Source organism: Streptomyces sp. NPDC045021 (assembly GCF_056432645.1).
The window spans coordinates 156,196-175,977 of sequence record NZ_JBWKIQ010000014.1; the positions used below are offsets into that span (position 1 = coordinate 156,196).

At 71.2% G+C, this 19,782-nt stretch carries 11 protein-coding genes; 3 read left to right on the forward strand and 8 right to left on the reverse strand.

Annotation, left to right across the window (positions count from 1 at the left end; translation table 11 throughout):
• The first annotated feature begins 216 nt into the window (after positions 1 to 216).
• A complete protein-coding gene (locus AC07DC_RS33930) occupies positions 217 to 3,180 on the forward strand; it encodes a bifunctional [glutamine synthetase] adenylyltransferase/[glutamine synthetase]-adenylyl-L-tyrosine phosphorylase (RefSeq protein WP_478918334.1) in 2,964 nt (987 codons plus the stop codon).
• A 117-nt stretch (positions 3,181 to 3,297) separates the two neighbouring features.
• On the opposite strand, the gene AC07DC_RS33935 is transcribed toward AC07DC_RS33930, so the two are convergent.
• The 6 genes from AC07DC_RS33935 to AC07DC_RS33960 form a co-directional block, all read right to left on the reverse strand.
• Positions 3,298 to 4,170 (reverse strand): phosphatase PAP2 family protein, encoded by an 873-nt coding sequence (locus AC07DC_RS33935; RefSeq protein ID WP_478918335.1) that lies wholly within the window; start codon positions 4,168 to 4,170, stop codon positions 3,298 to 3,300.
• A 37-nt stretch (positions 4,171 to 4,207) separates the two neighbouring features.
• Complete coding sequence (locus AC07DC_RS33940; RefSeq protein WP_478918336.1) at positions 4,208 to 5,299, reverse strand: LacI family DNA-binding transcriptional regulator; 1,092 nt, start codon at positions 5,297 to 5,299, stop codon at positions 4,208 to 4,210.
• Between the two features lie 34 nt (positions 5,300 to 5,333).
• Positions 5,334 to 7,001, reverse strand: a complete 1,668-nt coding sequence (locus AC07DC_RS33945) for a glycoside hydrolase family 13 protein (protein WP_478918337.1) — start codon at positions 6,999 to 7,001, stop codon at positions 5,334 to 5,336.
• Between the two features lie 77 nt (positions 7,002 to 7,078).
• Complete coding sequence (locus AC07DC_RS33950; protein WP_478918338.1) at positions 7,079 to 7,990, reverse strand: sugar ABC transporter permease; 912 nt, start codon at positions 7,988 to 7,990, stop codon at positions 7,079 to 7,081.
• Positions 7,991 to 8,002: 12 nt separating this feature from the next.
• Positions 8,003 to 8,986 (reverse strand): carbohydrate ABC transporter permease, encoded by a 984-nt coding sequence (locus AC07DC_RS33955; RefSeq protein ID WP_478918339.1) that lies wholly within the window; start codon positions 8,984 to 8,986, stop codon positions 8,003 to 8,005.
• Between the two features lie 228 nt (positions 8,987 to 9,214).
• Positions 9,215 to 10,510 (reverse strand): extracellular solute-binding protein, encoded by a 1,296-nt coding sequence (locus tag AC07DC_RS33960; RefSeq protein WP_478918340.1) that lies wholly within the window; start codon positions 10,508 to 10,510, stop codon positions 9,215 to 9,217.
• 341 nt (positions 10,511 to 10,851) lie between these two features.
• Here AC07DC_RS33960 and pulA point away from each other — a divergent pair, with 341 nt between their 5' ends.
• A complete protein-coding gene (gene pulA / locus AC07DC_RS33965; protein WP_478918341.1) occupies positions 10,852 to 16,290 on the forward strand; it encodes a pullulanase-type alpha-1,6-glucosidase in 5,439 nt (1,812 codons plus the stop codon).
• Between the two features lie 52 nt (positions 16,291 to 16,342).
• Here pulA and AC07DC_RS33970 read toward each other — a convergent pair whose 3' ends face one another.
• Positions 16,343 to 16,873, reverse strand: a complete 531-nt coding sequence (locus AC07DC_RS33970; RefSeq protein ID WP_478918342.1) for a GNAT family N-acetyltransferase — start codon at positions 16,871 to 16,873, stop codon at positions 16,343 to 16,345.
• A 66-nt stretch (positions 16,874 to 16,939) separates the two neighbouring features.
• On the opposite strand from AC07DC_RS33970, the gene AC07DC_RS33975 reads away from it, so the two are divergent.
• Positions 16,940 to 17,443 (forward strand): N-acetyltransferase family protein, encoded by a 504-nt coding sequence (locus AC07DC_RS33975; protein ID WP_478918343.1) that lies wholly within the window; start codon positions 16,940 to 16,942, stop codon positions 17,441 to 17,443.
• On the opposite strand, the gene AC07DC_RS33980 is transcribed toward AC07DC_RS33975, so the two are convergent.
• Complete coding sequence (locus AC07DC_RS33980) at positions 17,440 to 19,449, reverse strand: hypothetical protein (RefSeq protein ID WP_478918344.1); 2,010 nt, start codon at positions 19,447 to 19,449, stop codon at positions 17,440 to 17,442. The genes AC07DC_RS33975 and AC07DC_RS33980 overlap by 4 nt on opposite strands.
• Positions 19,450 to 19,782 lie beyond the last annotated feature (333 nt).

Here is a 19,782-nt window from a genome sequence, read left to right on the forward strand (position 1 = left end):
GGGGCGCGGAGCGCTGTCAGCGTAGGAGTGGCCGCCGGAACTGAGAAGATCCGCCGACGTGAATGGCCGGGAAACGAATGGTGCGGCCCCGCCGGGACCGGCGCCGCCGTCGCGGAACGGCGGGCGAACCGTCCGGCGCACGCCGTTCCGGGTCGGCGGCCTGGCGGTTACGCTCAGCTGGGACCTTGATCGCAGGCATGACGGACCGGAGGCGAGATGTCGCTGCCGCAGGGGCGCCGGAGCAGTACGTTCTCCCGGCTGCTGCGCCACGGGTTCACCGATCCGGCGGCGGCCGAGGTACTGGTGGAGGCCGCGGGGCTGACCGCGGTACGGACCGACCCGGTGCTCCTGGACGCGCTCGGCGCGACGGCGGACCCCGATCAGGCGCTGCTGGGCCTGGTCCGGCTGGTGGAGGTGCTGGACGAGGGCGAGCGGCGGACGCTGCTGGACACCCTGACCAGCGCCAAGCCGCTGCGCGACCGGCTGCTCGGCGTGCTCGGCGCCTCCGAGGCGCTCGGCGACCACCTCGGCCGTCACCCGCGCGACTGGCACGCGCTGGTGACGTACGAGTCCTCCGACCTGCACCCCGGCGTTGCCGAGTTCGAACGGGGGCTGGCCTCGGCCACCGACCCGGACCTGCTGCGCGCCGCCTACCGGCGCTGCATGCTGGCCATCGCCGCCCGTGATGTGTGCGGCACCAGCGATCTGGTGCAGACGGCCGCGGAGCTGGCCGACCTGGCCACCGCGACCGTGCGCGCGGCGCTCGGCATCGCCGCCGCCGAGGCGCCGCAGGACGCGGCGCTGTGCCGGCTCGCGGTGATCGGCATGGGCAAGTGCGGCGGCCACGAGCTGAACTACGTCTCGGATGTCGACGTGATCTTCGTGGCGGAGCCGGCCGAGGGCGCCGAGGAGGTCGAGGCGATGCGGGCCGCGACGCGGCTGGCCGCCCGGATGATGCGGGTCTGCTCCGACACCACGGCCGAGGGCACCATCTGGCCGGTCGACGCCAACCTGCGGCCCGAGGGAAAGAACGGCCCGCTGGTACGCACGCTTTCCAGCCATGTCGCCTACTACAAGCGGTGGGCCAAGACCTGGGAGTTCCAGGCGCTGCTCAAGGCCCGGCCGATGGCGGGCGACCGCGAGCTGGGCCTCGCGTACGTCGAGGCGCTGTCGCCGATGGTGTGGCAGGCCGCCGACCGCGACCACTTCGTCACCGACGTCCAGCAGATGCGCCGCCGCGTCGTGGAGGGCATCCCCGCCGCCCACGTCGAGCGGGAGCTGAAGCTCGGCCCCGGCGGGCTGCGCGACGTCGAGTTCGCCGTCCAGCTGCTCCAGTTGGTGCACGGCAGAACCGATTCTTCACTGCGCAGCGGCACCACGCTCACCGCGCTCGCCCAGCTCGCGGCGGGCGGCTACGTGGGCCGCGCGGACGCGGCCTCGCTCGATGCCGCCTACCGCTTCCTGCGCCTGATGGAGCACCGGATCCAGCTCTACCGGCTGCGCCGGACCCATCTGGTGCCGGAGGACGAGGCGGGGCTGCGCCGGCTGGGCCGGTCGCTGGGATTCCGTGCCGACCCCGTCGCCGAGCTGAACCGGGAGTGGAAGCGGCACGCCGTCGAGGTGCGCCGGCTGCACGAGAAGCTCTTCTACCGGCCGCTGCTCGACGCGGTCGCCCAGCTCGAACCGGTCGAGACCCGGCTCAGCAACAGCGCTGCCATGCAGCGCCTGCAGGCGCTCGGGTACGCCGATCCGGCCGCCGCCTACCGGCATCTGGAGGCGCTGGCCAGCGGCGTCAGCCGCAAGGCCGCCATCCAGCGCACGCTGCTGCCCGTCCTGCTCGGCTGGTTCGGCGACTCCGCCGACCCGGACGCCGGGCTCCTCGGCTTCCGCAAGGTCTCCGACGCGCTCGGCAAGACCCCCTGGTACCTGCGGCTGCTGCGGGACGAGGGCGCCGCCGCCGAGCACCTGGCCCGGGTGCTCTCCTCCGGCCGGCTCGCCCCCGACCTGCTCATGCGGGCCCCCGAGGCGGTGGCCCTGCTCGGCGCCCCCGAGGGGCTGCGACCGCGGACCGCGGCGGCGCTCGAACAGGAGGTGCTGGCCGCGGTCGGCCGCGCCGACAGCCCCGAGCAGGCGGTCACCGCGGTACGTGGCGTGCGGCGGCGCGAGCTGTTCCGGACGGCGGCGGCCGATGTCACCGGCGAGCTGGACGTGGACGCGGTGGGCACCGCCGTCACCGACATCAACACGACCACCGTCGTGGGCGCGCTGCGGGCGGCGATGAAAGCCGTCGACGCGGCGGAGGGGCCCTTGGTGACCCGCTTCGCCGTCATCGGCATGGGCCGCTTCGGCGGCCGCGAACAGGGCTACGGCTCGGACGCCGACGTGATGTTCGTCCACGAGGCGTTCGAGGGGGTCGACGAGTCGAGGGCCGCAGGACAGGCCCTCAAGATCGCCAACGAGCTGCGCAGACTGCTGCAGATCCCCACCGCCGACCCACCGCTGATCATGGACGCGGATCTGCGCCCCGAGGGCAAGAGCGGCCCGCTGGTACGCACCCTCGGCTCCTACGCCGCGTACTACCGGCGCTGGTCGCTGGGCTGGGAGAGCCAGGCGCTGCTGCGCGCGGACCCGATGGCCGGGGACCACGGGCTGGGCGAGCGGTTCATCGCGCTGATCGACCCGCTGCGGTACCCCCCGGGCGGGCTCGAAGAGGACGCGGTCCGCGAGATCCGGCGGCTCAAGGCCCGGATGGAGTCCGAGCGCATGCCGCGCGGCGCCGACCCCACCACCCATGCCAAGCTCGGCCGCGGCGGCCTCTCCGACGTCGAGTGGACCGTCCAGCTCCTGCAGATGCAGCACGGCGGGCGGCTGAGCGAACTGCGCACCACCCGCACCCGCCGGGCGCTGTCCGCGCTGCGCGCCGCCGGACTGGTCGGCGTCGAGGACGCGGCCGTCCTCGACGAGGCGTGGGTGCTGGCCTCCAGGGTTCGCAACGCGGTGATGCTGGTACGCGGCCGCCCCGGGGACACCTTCCCCGGCGACGGCCGGGAGCTCGCCGCCGTGGGCCGCTGCCTCGGCTACTCGCCGGGTCACGTCGGCGACATGGTCGAGGAGTACCGCCGGACGACCCGGCGGGCCCGCGCGGTCGTCGAACGGCTCTTCTACGAGTACGAGGCGTGACGTCCGCTACGGGGTGTGACGTCCGCAATGAGACGCGGCGACTGCTACGAGGCGTGACGACTGCTACGAGACGTGACGACTGCTACGAGACGTGACGACCGCCGCTGTGCGTGACCGTCAGCGGCGGCGGGCGGTGGCCGGGTACCGCGGCAGGCGGTAGACGAAGCGGCCGTAGAGCGCGTGGACCAGTGCGAAGCCGGCAGCCAGGCACACGGCGCCCCCTATGGCGTCGAGCCAGAAGTGGTTGGCCGTCGAGATGATCACGACCAGGGTCGCCAGCGGGTACAGGACGCCCAGCACCTTGGCCCACAGCGGCCGCGCGAGGACCGCGATGGTGATGCCGCACCACAGCGACCAGCCGATGTGCATGGACGGCATCGCGGCGTACTGGTTCGACACGTGCGCCAGGTCGCCGGAGGCCATCGAGCCCCAGGTGTGGTGCGCCTTGACCGTGTCGATGAAGGTGATGCCGTGCATCAGCCGGGGTGGCGCGAGCGGGTAGAAGTAGAAGCCGACCAACGCGAAACCGGTGGTGATGAACAGGACCGTGCGGGCCGGGCCGTAGCGCCCCGGATGCTTGCGGTAGAGCCACACGAGGACGCCGACGGTGATGACGAAGTGCAGCGTCGCGTAGTAGTAGTTCATGCCGACGATCAGCCATGTCACCGAGTTCACGGCGTGGTTGACGCTGTGCTCGACGGCGAGCCCGAACTGGTTCTCCAGCTTCCAGATCGCGTTCGCGTGCCGCATCGCCGCCGACTGCTGCTCGGGCACGGCGTTCCGGACGAGCGAATACACCCAGTAACTGACCGCGATCAGTGCGATCTCGAACCACAGACGCGGTCTGCGCGGAGTGCGGAGCCTCGACACGAGGGTATGGCGGGGTGCCGCAGGGCCCTCGCTCGGCGCTCCATCGGAATCAGTGGAACCGATGGAGCGCGGCGGGGTGGCCGTACGGCCAGCCAGGATCTTCGCGGTCGGTTCCCCCATGGATGAATAGTCTGCCAGACATGGGGGACCTTGCCGATCAGACCCCGGATGGATCCTGTGCATTCGATGTCTGCCTTCCGGCCGACTGCTGGACCAGAAGCGCGGGCGTCTGACCGCTCGGAACCGCGGCCGTTGAACCGCGAACGACCAGCTCGGGGAGGAAAACGAACTCGCTGTGCGGGGCGGGGGTGCCGCCGATCTCCTCCAGCAGCGCCCGCACCGCCGCCTGCCCCATGGCGGCCACCGGCTGCCGGATGGTGGTCAGCGGCGGATCGGTGAAGGCGATCAGCGGGGAATCGTCGAAACCCACGACGGAGACGTCTCCGGGCACCGACAGACCCTGCTGCCGGGCGGCCCGGATGGCGCCGAGCGCCATCATGTCGGAGGCGCAGACGATCGCGGTGCAGCCGGAGGCGATGAGGGCCGTCGCGGCCGCCTGGCCGCCCTCCAGCGTGTACAGCGAGTGCTGGATCAGTTCCTCGGACTGCTCGGCGGTCAGGCCCAGCACGTCCGCCATGCTGCTGATGAAGCCCTGGATCTTGCGGAGCACCGGCACGAAGCGCTTCGGTCCGACCGCCAGTCCGATTTTCTCATGTCCGAGTGCCGCCAAATGGGTGACGGCCAGCCGCATCGCGCCGCGGTCGTCCGGAGAGACGAACGGCGCCTTGATCTTGTCCGAGAAGCCGTTGATCAGGACAAACGGCACGCCCTGGCCGTGCAGCCTGGCGTACCGCTCGGTGTCGGCGGTCGAATCGGCGTGCAGGCCCGAGACGAAGATGATCCCGGCGACGCCGCGTTCCACGAGCATCTCGACCAGCTCGTCCTCGGTCGAGCCGCCCGGCGTCTGGGTGGCCAGCAGCGGGGTGTACCCGTCGCGGGTCAGTGCCTGACCGATCACCTGCGCGAACGCGGGAAAGATCGGGTTCTCCAGCTCCGGGGTGATCAGGCCGATCAGACCCGCGCTGCGCTGCCGCAGCCGGACCGGTCGTTCGTAGCCGAGCAGATCGAGCGCGGCCAGCACGGATTCACGGGTGGTGGCGGATACGCCGGGCTTGCCGTTGAGGACGCGGCTGACCGTTGCTTCGCTGACACCCGCCTGGGTTGCGATGTCAGCAAGCCTTGCGGTCACAGCACCGGATGCTAGGGGACGGATGGCCGCCACGTCAGATCGCCCACCAAATCGTGGTGTCCGCGGGGATGACGGCGTTGGCTCCGTCCGCCGTGAATCCGGCGCCGGAGAGCAGCGCGCGGCCCGGCGCCGGGATGGTGACGGGGGCTCCGGAGACGTTGGCGGTGCAGACGAACGAGCCGTCGGCGCTGTCCCGGCGGAACACCAGCACGCCCTCCGGCGCCTCCAGCCAGGTCACCTCGCCACCCGCGCCCAGGGCGGGGTGTTCACGGCGCACGGCCAGCGCCTCGCGGTAGAACTCCAACGTCGAGGAGGGGTCGCCCTGCTGGGCCTCGACGCTGAGACCGGCCCAGGCGTCGGGCTGCGGCAGCCAGCTCGGGCCGCCCTCGACCGGCCCGAAGCCGTACGGTGCCCGGGTGCCCGACCACGGCAGCGGTACGCGGCAGCCGTCGCGGGTGCCGTCCTGGCCGGCGTTGCGGAAGAACGCCGGGTCCTGACGCACCTCGTCCGGCAGGTCGGTGACCTCCGGCAGGCCCAGCTCCTCGCCCTGGTACAGGTAGGCGGAGCCGGGCAACGCCAGCATCAGCAGGGTCGCGGCACGCGCCCGGCGCAGGCCGAGCGCCTCGTCGCCGTCGGCGAAGCGGGTGGAGTGCCGCACCACGTCGTGGTTGGACAGCACCCAGGTGGCGGGCGCGCCGACCGAACCCATCGCGGTCAGCGAGGTGTCGATGACGCGGCGCAGCGCGGCGGCGTCCCAACCGGACGTCAGGTACTCGAAGTTGAACGCCTGGTGCAGCTCGTCGGGGCGCAGGTACAGGGCACTGCGCTCGACGGTCGGCGTCCACGCCTCGGCGACGGCGATCCGCTCGCCCGCATACTCGTCCAGGATCTTGCGCCAGCTGCGGTAGATCTCGTGCACGCCGTCCTGGTCGAAGTACGGCATCGACGCGGTGCCCAGCAGCTTGAGCTGCTCGTGGGAGCCGATGTCGGGCAGGCCCGCCGCCTTGACCATGCCGTGGGCGACGTCGATCCGGAAGCCGTCGATGCCCAGGTCCAGCCAGAACCGCAGGATCGAGCGGAACTCGTCGTGCACGGCCGGGTGGTCCCAGTTGAAGTCCGGCTGCTCGGGGGCGAACAGGTGCAGGTACCAGTCGCCGGGGGTGCCGTCATCGTTTACGGTCCGCGTCCAGGCCGGTCCGCCGAAGATGGACTCCCAGTCGTTGGGCGGGAGTTCGCCGCTGTCGCCCTTTCCGGAGCGGAAGTGGAAGCGCTCGCGGATCGGCGATCCGGGACCTTCGCGCAACGCCTGCTTGAACCACTCGTGCTGGTCGGAGCAGTGGTTCGGGACCACGTCCACGATGACCCGCAGGTTCAGCTCGTGGGCGGCCCGCACCAGGTCGTCGGCGTCGGTCAGGGTGCCGAACATCGGGTCGACGGCGCGGTAGTCCGCCACGTCGTAGCCGCCGTCGGCCTGCGGGGAGGCGTAGAACGGCGACAGCCACACGGCGTCCACCCCGAGCGACTGGAGGTAGGGCAGGCGGGCCGTGATCCCGGGCAGGTCGCCCATCCCGTCGCCGTTGCCGTCGGCGAAGCTGCGCGGGTAGACCTGGTAGATCACCGCGTCACGCCACCAGTCTCTGCGCCCGGCGTCGGCGGCGTTGTCGGCGGCGGAGCGGGGCGCGTCGGTGAGGTGCTGGCTCATGGATTCCCTTGATGTGTGCGGGGAACGACAGGTGGCGTTGGTGTGCGCGTTGCCGCTGCGATGGACCGGGAGGCGGGTCAGGACTTGGCGGCGCCGGCGGTGAGGCCGGAGACCAGGTGGCGCTGGACCAGGAAGAAGACGAGTGCGGCCGGGATGGCGATGATCACCGCGGCGGCGGTCATCGAACCCCACTGGGCACGCTGGTCGGTGACGAAGGTGCCGATGCCGACGGCCAGGGTGTAATTCTCGTTGCTGGACATGAACTTGCTGGCATAGGCGACCTCGCCCCACGCGGTCAGGAAGCTGTAGAACGCGGTGACGGCCAGCCCCGGCCGGGCCAGCGGCAGGATGAGCCGCCAGAACGTGCCGAACGGCGTCAGACCGTCGATCCGGCCCGCCTCGTCGATCTCGTGCGGGATGGTGTCGAAGTACCCCTTCAACATCCAGGCGCAGAACGGCACGGAGATCGTGCAGTACGTCAGGACCAGGCCGGCGTAGCTGTCGAGCAGGCCGAGCCGTCCGAGCAGGTTGTACAGCGGCACGATGAGCACGGCCATCGGGAACATCTGCGTGGTCAGGAAGGTCCACATCAGCTGCTTGTGACCCGGGAACTTCATCCGCGAGATGGCATAGCCGGCGCTCGCCGACAGCATGACACCCACCACGGTCGTCGCGGCCGCGACGATCACCGAGTTGAGGAACCACTTCGGGAAGTTGGCGTGCAGGATGGTCCGGTAGTTCTGCAGGCTCAGGTGGTGCAGGATCTCGCCCGGGTCGGTCCACGCGTTCGACGGTCCGAACGAGATGAACGCGATCCACAGGGCGGGGAAGACGGCGATCGCGGTGGCGGTCAGGAGCGCGCCGTGCAGGCCGATCGAGGCGAGGGGGCTGCGCTCACCCCGCTTGCGGCCCGGCCGGGCGGCGGCCACGGCGTCCGTGCGGGGGGCGTCGGCGGTACCCGTCTGGCTGGTGGAGACTGTCGCACTCATCGTCATGGCTCCTTACGCCTGCTCGGTCTTGGCCTGGTAACGCCGGTAGAAGGTCGAGAAGACCAGCAGGACGGCGAGGATGACCATGCCGTACGACGCGGCACCGGAGTAGTCGGACACCCCGGTGAACGCCCGGCGATAGGCGTAGGTCACGAGGATGTCGGTGTCCCCGGTGGTGTTCTGGCCCAGCAGCAGGAAGATGATCGGGAACATGTTGAAGGTCCAGATCACCCCGAGCAGGATCACGGTGCTGCTCACCGGGCGCAGCCCCGGCACCGTGACGTTGTGGAACCGCTGCCAGGGGGTCGCACCGTCCATCTCGGCGGCCTCGTAGAGCTCCTTGGGTACGGACTGCATGCCGCCCAGCAGGGCGACCATCATGAAGGGCACGCCCACCCAGACGTTGACCATGATGACCGCGACCTTCTGGGCGAACGGGGTGCCCAGCCAGTTCTGGGCCGGCAGGCCGACGTGGGTGAGGATCGAGTTGAACACGCCGTACTGCGAGTTGAGCATCAGCCGCCAGGCGAAGACGCCGACGAAGGCCGGTATCGCCCAGGGCAGGATCAGCGCGAGGCGGTAGAAGAGCCGGAACTTCACCGGACGGTTGAGCAGCAGCGCCATGCCCATGCCGATGGCGTAGGTGAAGGCGACGCAGGTCACCGTCCAGATCACGGTCCAGGTGAGCCGTGGGTAGAAGTCCCCGTCCGCGCCGGAGATGATCTTCCAGTAGTTGTCGAAGCCGACCAGGTGGTACGACGCGGGGATGTGGACAGGGCCGATGTTCGTGGCGACGTTCGACTCGGTCGCGTTGGTGAACGACAGATAGGCGCCGTACCCCAGGGGGTAGAGGACCAGGACACCGATCACGACGACGACCGGGGCGACCATGGCCCAGGCGTACCAGTGCTTGTCCCACGACCGTTTGAACGACGTCGCGAGTCCGGCGCGCGGGGCCTTGCCTCGCGGTTGTTTGTCAACGGTTGCGGTGGTCATCGCTCATCGGCTCTTTCCACGAATACGGATGATGCTGCGGTCGGCGTGTGGCTGGGTGGTGCCGCGGCCCCGGAGCGCCCCTCGGAACGGGGCGGGCGGGGTGGCTCGTTCCCCGGGGCCGCGCGTTCGGCCCGGCCCGGACGGCCGGGCGCGTGGGCCCCTGCCCTCCCGAAGGAGGACGGGGGCCCCGGCCGACCGGACCGGAGTCTGGTGCCGGTGGAGCGGTGGCTACTTGGCGACCGTGAAGCCCGGCAGAAGCTTGCCGAATTCGGCGGCGGCGGCGTTCAGGCCGGCCTGGACCGAGACCTGGCCCTGCAGGATCTTCACGTACTGCTGCTGGAGCGGGGTGAAGAGGCTGCCGACCTGGGGGAGCGCGACGCGCGGGCGGGCGGTGTCCATGATGCCCTTGAAGCCGGCGATCTTCGGGTCGGCGGTGACCGCGGGGGTGTAGGCCGAGGTACGCGTCGGCAGGGTGCCGGTCTTGGTCGCGATCGTGACCTGGCTGGCCGAGGAGGTCATGAACTCGGTGAAGAGGTAGCTGGCGTCCAGGTTCTTGGAGCCCTGGTAGACCGCGAGGTCGTGGCCGCCGGTCGGCGCCTGCGGCTTGCCGGTGGAGCCGGCCGGGACCGGGGCGTAGCCGAGGTTGGACTCCTTGCCCTTGAAGGCCGAGCCGCTGACGTCGTCACTGACCGACCAGGGGCCCTGCACCAGCATGGCGACCTTGCCGTTCTTGAACGAGGTCTGCATGTTGTCGTAGGCGCTGGCGAAGTCGACCTTCTCCGAGGAGGTGTCGTAGATCTCCTTGGCCTTGGTGACCGCCTTGACCGCCTCGGGGGAGTTGACCGTGATCTTCTTGGCGGACGCGTCGGCGAGGTCGGTGCCCTCGCCGAAGAGCATCGGCATCAGGAAGTACGTGTCCGGGTTGAGGTAGGTGCCGGTGATCCCGGTCTTTTCCTTGATCGTCTTCGAGACGGAGATGAACTCGTCCCAGGTGGTCGGCGGCTTCGCGATGCCGGCCTTGGCGAAGATCTCCTTGTTGTACAGGAGGCCCAGGGTGTCGGTGACCGACGGGACGCCGTAGGTCTTGCCCTCGTACTTGGTGGTGTTGAGCGGGCCCTGCGTGAAGTCCGCGGTGTCCTTCAGGGCGGCGGTGCCGTCCAGCGGGGCGATGTAGTGCAGGGAGGCGTACTCCGGGATCAGGCCGACGTCGGCCCTGACCACGTCGGGGGCGCCGTTGCCGCTCTGCGCCGCCGTCTTGAACTTCTGCTCGACGTCCGCGAACGGGACGTTGACGTACTTGACCTTGATCTTCGGGTACTTCGCCATGAAGTCCTTGATCAGGGCCTGGTAGACAGGCGCCTCGTTGGTGGCGTCCGAGGTGTCCCAGTACGTGATCTCCCCGGAGACGCCGGCCGGGTCCTTCGCCGCGTCGCTGGTGCTCTTGTTGTCGCTGCTGCCGCCACAGGCGGTGGCCCCGAGAACGATGGCCGCGGCCATCGCCACGGCGGATATGCCGCGTCGCATACCTGTCTCCTTGATGAGGGTAAAACCCGGTTCACCCTGGAGTGGGTGATGCGCGCCGCTTGTGCTGTGCGGCTGCTCGGGCTGGGCAGGAACGTAACAGCGATGTAAGTCCTTGCGAAAGAGTCTGCAAGAAAGATTCCGCAAGGTCAGCCGAATGTGACGTCCCCGTTACCTGCAGATGTCCGGTGCAGGCCGGGGGGCTGAAGAAGTCCGTTGCAAGGTCTTGCTGCAAGGGGCGGGCAGCGATAGCGTCCGCAGCGCCCGGCGGTGCCGCCGGGCGGCCGCGGGACTCGGCGCGTAGTGCCCCGGCACGAGCTTTTCCGTACCGAGGAGACCCGCCCGTGTCCGTACCCGCACACATACGACGTGTGGCAGCGACGGTGGTGTCGGCGCTGCTGCTGGCCACCGTGCCGGCCGCCGTGCCCGCCCTGGCCGCCGCGCCACCCGCCCCACCCTCCGACGCGGCGCTCGCCGCCCAGCCGGCCCGCCACGACCTCACGCGTGAGCAGTTCTACTTCGTCCTGCCGGACCGGTTCGCCAACGGCGACACCCGCAACGACACCGGCGGCCTCACCGGCTCCCGGCTGGTCACCGGCTACGACCCCACCGACAAGGGCTTCTACCAGGGCGGCGACCTCAAGGGCCTGACCGGGAAGCTCGACTACATCAAGGGGCTCGGCACCACCGCCATCTGGATGGCGCCGATCTTCAAGAACCAGCCCGTGCAGGGCACCGGCAAGGACGCTTCGGCCGGCTACCACGGCTACTGGATCACCGACTTCACCCAGGTCGACCCGCACTTCGGCACCAACGACGACCTGAAGAAGCTCATCGCCGCCGCCCACGCCAAGGGCATGAAGATCTTCTTCGACGTCATCACCAACCACACCGCCGACGTCGTGGACTACAAGGAGAAGGCGTACTCGTACCTCTCCAAGGGCGCGTTCCCGTACCTGAGCAAGGACGGGACGCCCTTCGACGACACCGACTACGCTCCCCCAACCTCCGGCCGGGAGGGGCCCCCAGCCGCGGCGGGCAAGGACTTCCCGGCCGTCGACGCCGACTCCTTCCCGCGGACGCCCGTCGTGGCCCCGGAGAAGAAGAACCTCAAGGTGCCGGCCTGGCTCAACGACCCGTCGATGTACCACGACCGCGGCGACTCCACCTACGCGGGCGAGAGCACCGACCAGGGCGACTTCTCCGGCCTCGACGACCTGTGGACCGAGCGCCCCGAGGTCGTCGAGGGCATGACGAAGATCTACGAGAAGTGGGTCGAGGACTTCGCGATCGACGGCTTCCGGATCGACACCGTCAAACACGTCGACCTGCCGTTCTGGACCCAGTGGGCCACCGCGCTGGACACGTACGCCGCCCAGCACGGCCGGAAGAACTTCTTCATGTTCGGCGAGGTCTACTCCGCCGACACCGCGATCACCTCGCCCTACGTCACCCAGGGCCGGCTCGACGCCACCCTGGACTTCCCCTTCCAGGACGCCGCACGCGCCTACGCCTCCCAGGGCGCCTCCGCGGCCAAACTCTCCGGCCTGTTCGCGCAGGACTACCGGTACACCACCGACAAGGCCAACGCCTACGAGTCGGTGACCTTCCTCGGCAACCACGACATGGGCCGCATCGGGACCTTCCTCAAGCAGGACAACCCCGGCGCCACCGACGCGGAGCTGGTGCGGCGCGACCGGCTCGCCAACGAGCTGATGTTCCTCAGCCGCGGTAACCCCGTCGTCTACTACGGCGACGAGCAGGGCTTCACCGGGGCGGGCGGCGACAAGGACGCCCGGCAGACCATGTTCGCCTCCAAGGTCGCCGACTACCTCGACGACGACGAGCTGGGCACCGACCGCACCCACGCCAGTGACGCCTACGACACCGGGGCGCCGCTGTACCGGACCATCGCCGCGCTCTCGAAGCTGACCAAGGAGAACCCGGCGCTGCGCGACGGCGTGCAGACCGAGCGGTACGCGGCCGACGGCGCGGGCGTGTACGCGTACTCCCGCACGGACGCCAAGACACGGACCGAGTACCTCGTCGCGGTGAACAACGCCGCCGAGGCGAAGACCGTTGTGGTACCGACCGGTGCGGCCGGGGCGGACTTCGGCGCGCTCTACGGCGCCACCGGCACCGTGCACAGCGGCGCCGACAGCAAGGTCACCGTGACCGTTCCCGCGCTCTCCTCCGTCGTCTACAAGGCGGCCGAGCCGCTCGGCGCCCCCGCCACCCGGCCGTCGATCGCGCTGCACGCCCCTGCCGCCGGCGCCACCGGCACCGTCGAGCTCTCCGCCGACGCGACCGGCGGGCAGCTCGACCGGGTGGTCTTCGCCGCCCAGGTCGGCAACGCCAAGTGGCAGGTGCTCGGCTCCGCCGACCACGCCCCCTACACCGTCACCCAGGCGCTCGACGCCGCCGTCCCCGCCGGAACCGCACTGCGCTACAAGGCCGTGGTGATCGACTCCGCCGGGCACACGAGCAGCGCGACCGCCGCCACCACCAGCGGCGCACCCGTCCAGCAGACGCCGCCCAGCGCCGTGTCCCGCGACTACGCGGTCGTGCACTACAAGCGCACCGACGGCGACTACACCGACTGGGGCCTGTACACCTGGGGCGACATCGCCGACGGCGAGGGCACCACGTGGCCGGCCGGCAAGCCCTTCACCGGGCGCGACGCCTACGGCGCCTTCGCCTACGTCAAGCTCAAGCCGGGCGCGTCCAGCGTCGGCTTCATCGCCGTCGACAAGAACGGCGTCAAGGACACCGACGCCGACCGGTCCGTCGATCTCACGAAGACCGGCGAGGTGTGGATCACGCAGGGCAGCACCGAGGTGCTGAACGCGCCACCCACGGGCGCCTACCCGCCGCAGGACACCACCAAGGCCGTCCTCCACTACCAGCGCGCCGACGGCGACTACACCCACTGGGGCCTGCACACCTGGACCGGCGCCGCCACGCCCACCGACTGGACCAAGCCGCTCCAGCCGACGCGGATCGACGCCTATGGTGCGGTGTACGAGGTGCCGCTCGCACCGGGCGCCACCTCGCTGAGTTACATCCTGCACAACGGCGACGCCAAGGACCTGCCCTCCGACCAGTCCCTGGACTTCGCCTCCAACGGGCATGAGGTGTGGCTGTTGGCCGGAACGCCGAAGTACCTGCTCCCGCAGCCCAAGGGCACGGGCGCCGACCTCGACCTGACCAAGGCGCAGGCCCAGTGGATCGACCGCGACACCGTCGCCTGGCACACCGACGCGAGCGCGTCCGCCAGCCAGCAGCTCGTCTACGCCCCCGACGGCGGCATCACCGTCAAGGACGGCGCCCTGTCCAGCGAGGGCCACTGGCTGCGCCTGTCACCGGTCGCGGACGGCCTGACCGCCGCCCAGAAGGCGAAGTACCCGCAGCTGAAGGAGTACGCGGCCTTCACCGTCGACCCGCGCGACCGGGACCGGATCGGCGCCGCGCTGCCCGGCCAGCTCATCGCCACCCAGCGCGCCGCGAACGGGGCGCTGCTCGCCGCCACCGGCGTGCAGACGCAAGGAGTGCTCGACGACCTGTACGCCGCGAAGGCGCAGCGCGCGACGCTCGGCCCGGTCTTCGACCACGGCCGGCCCACCCTGTCGGTCTGGGCACCCACCGCGCACAGCGTCGCCGTGGAGATCGACGGCAGGACCGTCCCCATGCGGCGCGACGCCGGCAGCGGCGTCTGGTCGGTGACCGGCGGGCGCGACTGGACGGGCCAGCAGTACCGGTACGCGGTCACGGTCTGGGCGCCGAGCGTCCAGAAGCTGGTCACGAACCTGGTGACCGATCCGTACTCGGTCGCCCTGACCGCCGACTCCGTCCGCAGCCTCCTCGTCGACCTGGCCGACCCGAAGCTCGCCCCCAAGGGCTGGCAGCGGCAGGCCAAACCAGCGGCGGTGCCGTTGGCCCAGGCGCAGATCCAGGAGCTGCACATCCGTGACTTCTCCGTCGCGGACACCACCGTCCCGGCCGCGCAACGCGGCAAGTACACCGCCTTCACCGCCACGGGCTCGGCGGGCATGACGCATCTGCGCGCGCTGGCGAAGGCCGGCACGGACTACGTGCACCTGCTGCCCGCGTTCGACTTCGCGACCGTCCCGGAGAAGGCCGCCGACCAGGCGGTCCCGGAGTGCGACCTCGCCTCCTTCCCCGCCGACTCCGAGAAGCAGCAGGAGTGCGTGGCCAAGGCCGCGGCCAAGGACGCCTACAACTGGGGCTACGACCCGTACCACTACACGGTTCCCGAGGGCTCCTACGCCACCGACCCGGACGGCGCCGGCCGCACCACCGAGTTCCGGCAGATGGTGCAGGGGCTGAACAACGCGGGGCTGCGGGTGGTGATGGACGTGGTCTACAACCACACCTCCGCCTCCGGCCAGGCCGACACCTCCGTCCTCGACAAGATCGTGCCCGGCTACTACCAGCGGCTGATGGCCGACGGCAGCGTCGCCAACTCCACCTGCTGCTCCAACACCGCGCCGGAGAACGCGATGATGGGCAAGCTGGTCGTCGACTCCATCGTCACCTGGGCGAAGGAGTACAAGGTCGACGGCTTCCGATTCGACCTCATGGGCCACCACCCCAAGGCGAACATCCTCGCGGTCCGCAAGGCGCTGGACGCGCTGACGCCCGCCAAGGACGGCGTCGACGGCAAGAAGATCATCATGTACGGCGAGGGCTGGAACTTCGGCGAGGTCGCCGACAACGCCCGCTTCGAGCAGGCCACCCAGGCCAACATGGCCGGCACCGGCATCGCCACCTTCAGCGACCGGGCCCGCGACGCCGTACGCGGCGGCAGCCCGTTCGACGCCGACCCCGGCGTGCAGGGTTTCGCCAGCGGCCTCTACACCGACCCCAACTCCTCGACCGCCAACGGCACTCCCGCCGAGCAGAAGGCCCGGCTGCTGCACTACCAGGACCTCATCAAGGTCGGGCTGAGCGGCAACCTGAGCACGTTCTCCTTCACCGACTCCGCCGGCAAGCAGGTGCGGGGCTCCGAGATCGACTACAACGGCCAGCCCGCCGGATACGCGGCGGCGCCCGGCGACGCGCTCGCCTACGTCGACGCGCACGACAACGAATCGCTCTACGACGCCCTGGCGTTCAAGCTCCCGGCCGCCACGACGGCCGCCGACCGGGCCCGGATGCAGGTACTCGCCGAATCGACCGCCATGCTCTCCCAGGGCCCGGCGCTCTACCAGGCGGGCAGCGACCTGCTGCGCTCCAAGTCCCTGGACCGCAACTCCTTCGACTCCGGTGACTGGTTCAACGCCATCCACTGGGACTGCGCCACGGGCAACGGCTTCGGCCGCGGCCTTCCGCCGGCCGCCGACAACCAGCCCAAGTGGCTGTACGCCAAGCCGCTGCTCAACTCCCCGGCCCTGCGCCCCGGCTGCACCGAGATCACCGGCGCCTCCGCCGCTTACCAGGACCTGCTCAGGATCCGCTCCACCGAACCGGCCTTCGCCCTCACCTCCGCGGCCCAGGTCCAGGACCGGCTCTCCTTCCCGCTGTCGGGCCAGGACGAGACCCCGGGCGTCATCACCATGCGCCTCGGTGACCTGGTCGTGGTCTTCAACGCCACGACCACCCCGCAGAGCCAGCGGGTGACCGCCCTGTCGGGCACCCCCTACACCCTGCACCCGATCCAGTCCGCGGGCTCCGACCCGGTCGTCAAGCACTCCGCCTACGACGCAACCACCGGATCCTTCACGGTCCCGGCCCGCACGGTAGCGATCTACACCAAGCACTGACCGCCAGGAACAGCAGACAGGGCCCGCCTCCCCTCCAGGGAGGCGGGCCCTGTCAGTCCGCGAGCCGTTTCTCCAGGAGGGTTACCGCGTAGGCGCTGCCCTTGCCGCCGTTCTTGAAGGGCTGTTCGCCGGTCACCGTGTAGCCGGCCGACTCGTAGTACGCGCGCAGGCGTGGGTTTGTCGATACGCAGTCCAGCCGGCTCAGCCGGCGGCCCGTTCGGGCGATGCGGTGTTCCGCGTGGGCGAGCATCGCGCGGCCGAGGTTCGGCGGGGCGGTGGTGCGGTCGGTCATCAGGCGGTGGATGTAACCCGCGACCGGGGGCTGCGGGCCCCAGGCGGGTTCGTCGTCCCACCACAGTTCCCAGCCGCCGACCGGGGCGCGGCCGCCGGTGTCGGCGAGCCAGACCCCGCCCTCCTTCATGCGCAGCAGGAAGTGGTCCTCGCTCTTCTCACCGGGCTTCCACTGGTCGATGCCGTGCTGCCGCATCCAGCGGGCGGCGCCGTCGTACAGGGCGACCAGGGCGGCCGCGTCGTCCTCGGTGGCCTGGCGGAAGATCACACCGTCTCGTTCAAGATCGCTCATGGGCGCCATTGTCACCCGGAGCCCCCAGCCGGAACCGGCCACCCCCGAGGGGGCGTCCAGGGGATCATGAACGCCACCTCCGTCACGATCCGTGACGCCCGTCCCGGCGACCTGGACGGTATCGCCGACGTACACCGCAGGGCCCGGGCCACCTACTACGAGGGGCACCTCCCCGAGGAGGAGTACAACGGCCCCGAGGAGCTGAGCCGCTGCCGGGCGGGCACCGAGCGGGCGATCGGGTCGGCCGACCGCAGGGTGCTCTGCGTGCTGCGCGAGGACCGGATCGTCGCCTTCGCGGTGCTCGGATTCCGGCCCGGCGAGGAGAAGCTCTTCCAGTTCCATGTCGACCCGGACCTCTGGCGGGCGGGCCTCGGCAGCGCCCTGCACCGGGCCTGCGTCACGGCCTGGCAGGACGTCGCCGTGTCCGCCGTCCGGCTGGAGGTCTTCGGGCCCAACCTGCGAGCCCAGGCGTTCTACGCCCGCCAGGGCTGGGTCGAGGAGAGTCACGTGGGCGACCACGTCACGATGACGCTCCCCGTACCCGGCCGGGATTTGTCAGACACGGCCTAGCCCAGCGCGTCCAGCGTCGTGCCGGTCGTCAGCCGTCCCGTCAGCTTGGCGTTCGCGCCGCGTTCCGCGCGGACGGCGAGCAGCGGGCCGTCCGCGCTCGCGCGGACACCGCCCGACGCCGAGACCTTGGTGACGTCGCGGCTGCCGGCCGCGAGCAGGAACCAGTGGCCGGCCGGGGACTTCCACATGACGCCGGCCAGCACATGCTGGCCGAACCGGCTGCACGCGTTGGTGTCCCGGGCCTCCGCGGCCACCGCCGCGGGCGCGGTCGGCGCCGAGCCGGGCGGCTGGAACTGCACCATCGCCGTGCCGGGGCCGCGCCAGGTGTCCGCGCGCGTGCAGACCCAGGACGCGGCGGCGCCGCCCTCGGGCAGCTTCTGCTCGGCGAACTCCCAGTTGTCGACGGCCCGTACGCCCTGGCCGCGCAGCGCCCCCAGCCGGCAGGCGCTGTGCGCCCAGTTCAGCAGGGCCTGCGACCCGGTCGCCTCGCGCGGCTGCCGGGCCGGGGCGGAGGAGCCGCCCGACGGAGGCGTGTACGTGAGATGGACCGGCGTCAGATCGCCCAGATCGGTCAGTAGGAAGGTGTGCTGCTCCGCGATCCTCGCCGAGGAACGGAACTGCAGCACCGGCCACACCGTCCCGCACGCGCCCGCCGAAGCGCCCGCGCCCGGGGTGCGGACCGGGTCCGTGACACCGTCGGCCGCGACGTGCAGCGGCTGCACGACCCGGTTGGGCTGGAGCAGGTCGCGGGTCTGCGTCTCGTCGACCCAGGGGGCGGTCAGAAAGCGGGTGTTGCCGTCGACGCGGCCGACGACGACGGCCGCACCGGTGGCGACGTCCGCGTCGTCCACCCGAGCGAAGTCCAGCGCCGCGAAGCCCTTCCCGTCGTGCGGCTCGGCGTACCGGACGATCCGCATCCCGTCGTAGAGCACGACCACGGCCGCCTCGCCCACATCGCCCGCGTACAGCAGCTGCGGGGGCTGGGCGGGCAGGCCGCGCGACGTGCCGGGGGTCGCCGAGACCTGCACGCGCTCCCCGGGCCGCGACCACACGGCGAGCGCGCGGCGCAGCAGCTCGGTGTCGTCCTTCCGGCCGCCCCGGGCGGGCCAGGCGGTGAAGTCCATCCGTGACGTGTGCTCCCACAGGGCGCCGTCGGCCCGCACCAACGCCGTCGGCTCCAGTGGGCCGGCGGCAATGGCGGGCGTTCCGGAGGCGTACGATCCGGGGCCGCCGTCGTCGGAACCGGCCAGCGGCAGCAGTACCGCCGCGACCACCACGGCCGCGACCGCGACGCCCGCGGCCCGCATGTGCTGCCGTCTGCGCAGCAGGTCGGTCGGCCGGGCCTGCACCGTGCACGGGTCGAACTCGCCCCCGCCGAGCAGCGCCCGGACCGGCTCGCCGCCCGCACCGGCGGCCGCGGCCGCCTCGGTGACCGCCGTGCCGGCATCGGCGACGCCCGCCGCGGCCAACACCTTTCGGACCTCGCGTTCGGCCAGCCCCTCCAGGGCGCTCAGCGCGAACGCGGCACGGGCGGGGCTGCCGAGCTCGGAGAGCGAACGGTCCAGGGCGAGTTCGTCCGTGCCGCCCGCTTTGGGGTGCAGCCGCAGCCCCCACACGTGCGGCAACGGCAGCCAGCCGCGGGCCGCGTGGGCCCGCTTCCGCCACCCGTCCTCCGCGCCGTACGCCACCGCCCCGCGCAGCACCTCTTGACGCACCAAGGAGTACGCCGCATCCGGCGGGCCGCCGCGCGGCCCGGCCGCACCGGCGGCGACCGGTTCGGGCGCGCGCCGGCCGCGGGGCAGCGCCCGCTGTACGAGGGTGTGCGCGGCCAGCACCCTGCGGTGCCGGCCGAGGACGGCCGGCAGCGTCAGATAGGCGAGCCGTACGAGGTGCGGATAGTTCTCGACGATCGAGGCCTCGGCCTCCTCGACCTCCACGGCCTCGGCTTCCAGGGGCCTCGCGCTCTTCGGTGCGGCCTTCGCAGGGCTCTTCGCCGGGCTGTTCACCGGGCCTCACCTCGCGGCGCAGCTACGGGCCGGCCGCCCGGCGCGGTACCCGACCCGGTACCCGCGCGGGTGTGCGGGGAGTGCCCCCCGAAAGAGCGCAGAACTGTCGCTTCCCATGTGTCCACACGCCGTCAAACGAGTGAATGGTGCGATGGTCACCCATGCGGGGTACGCCGCCCGGCCGGGCGCGGGCCGTGCGCGGGCCGGGGCGGGTCGTGGGGCGGCACCCCGGGAGCCGCGCACTATGCGCGATCCTCCCTCGCACGGCGGCGCGTCGCCGTTCAGCGTGACGTCCGATTTCCGCCGGATCCGGGCCGCTTCCGGAGCGATCGT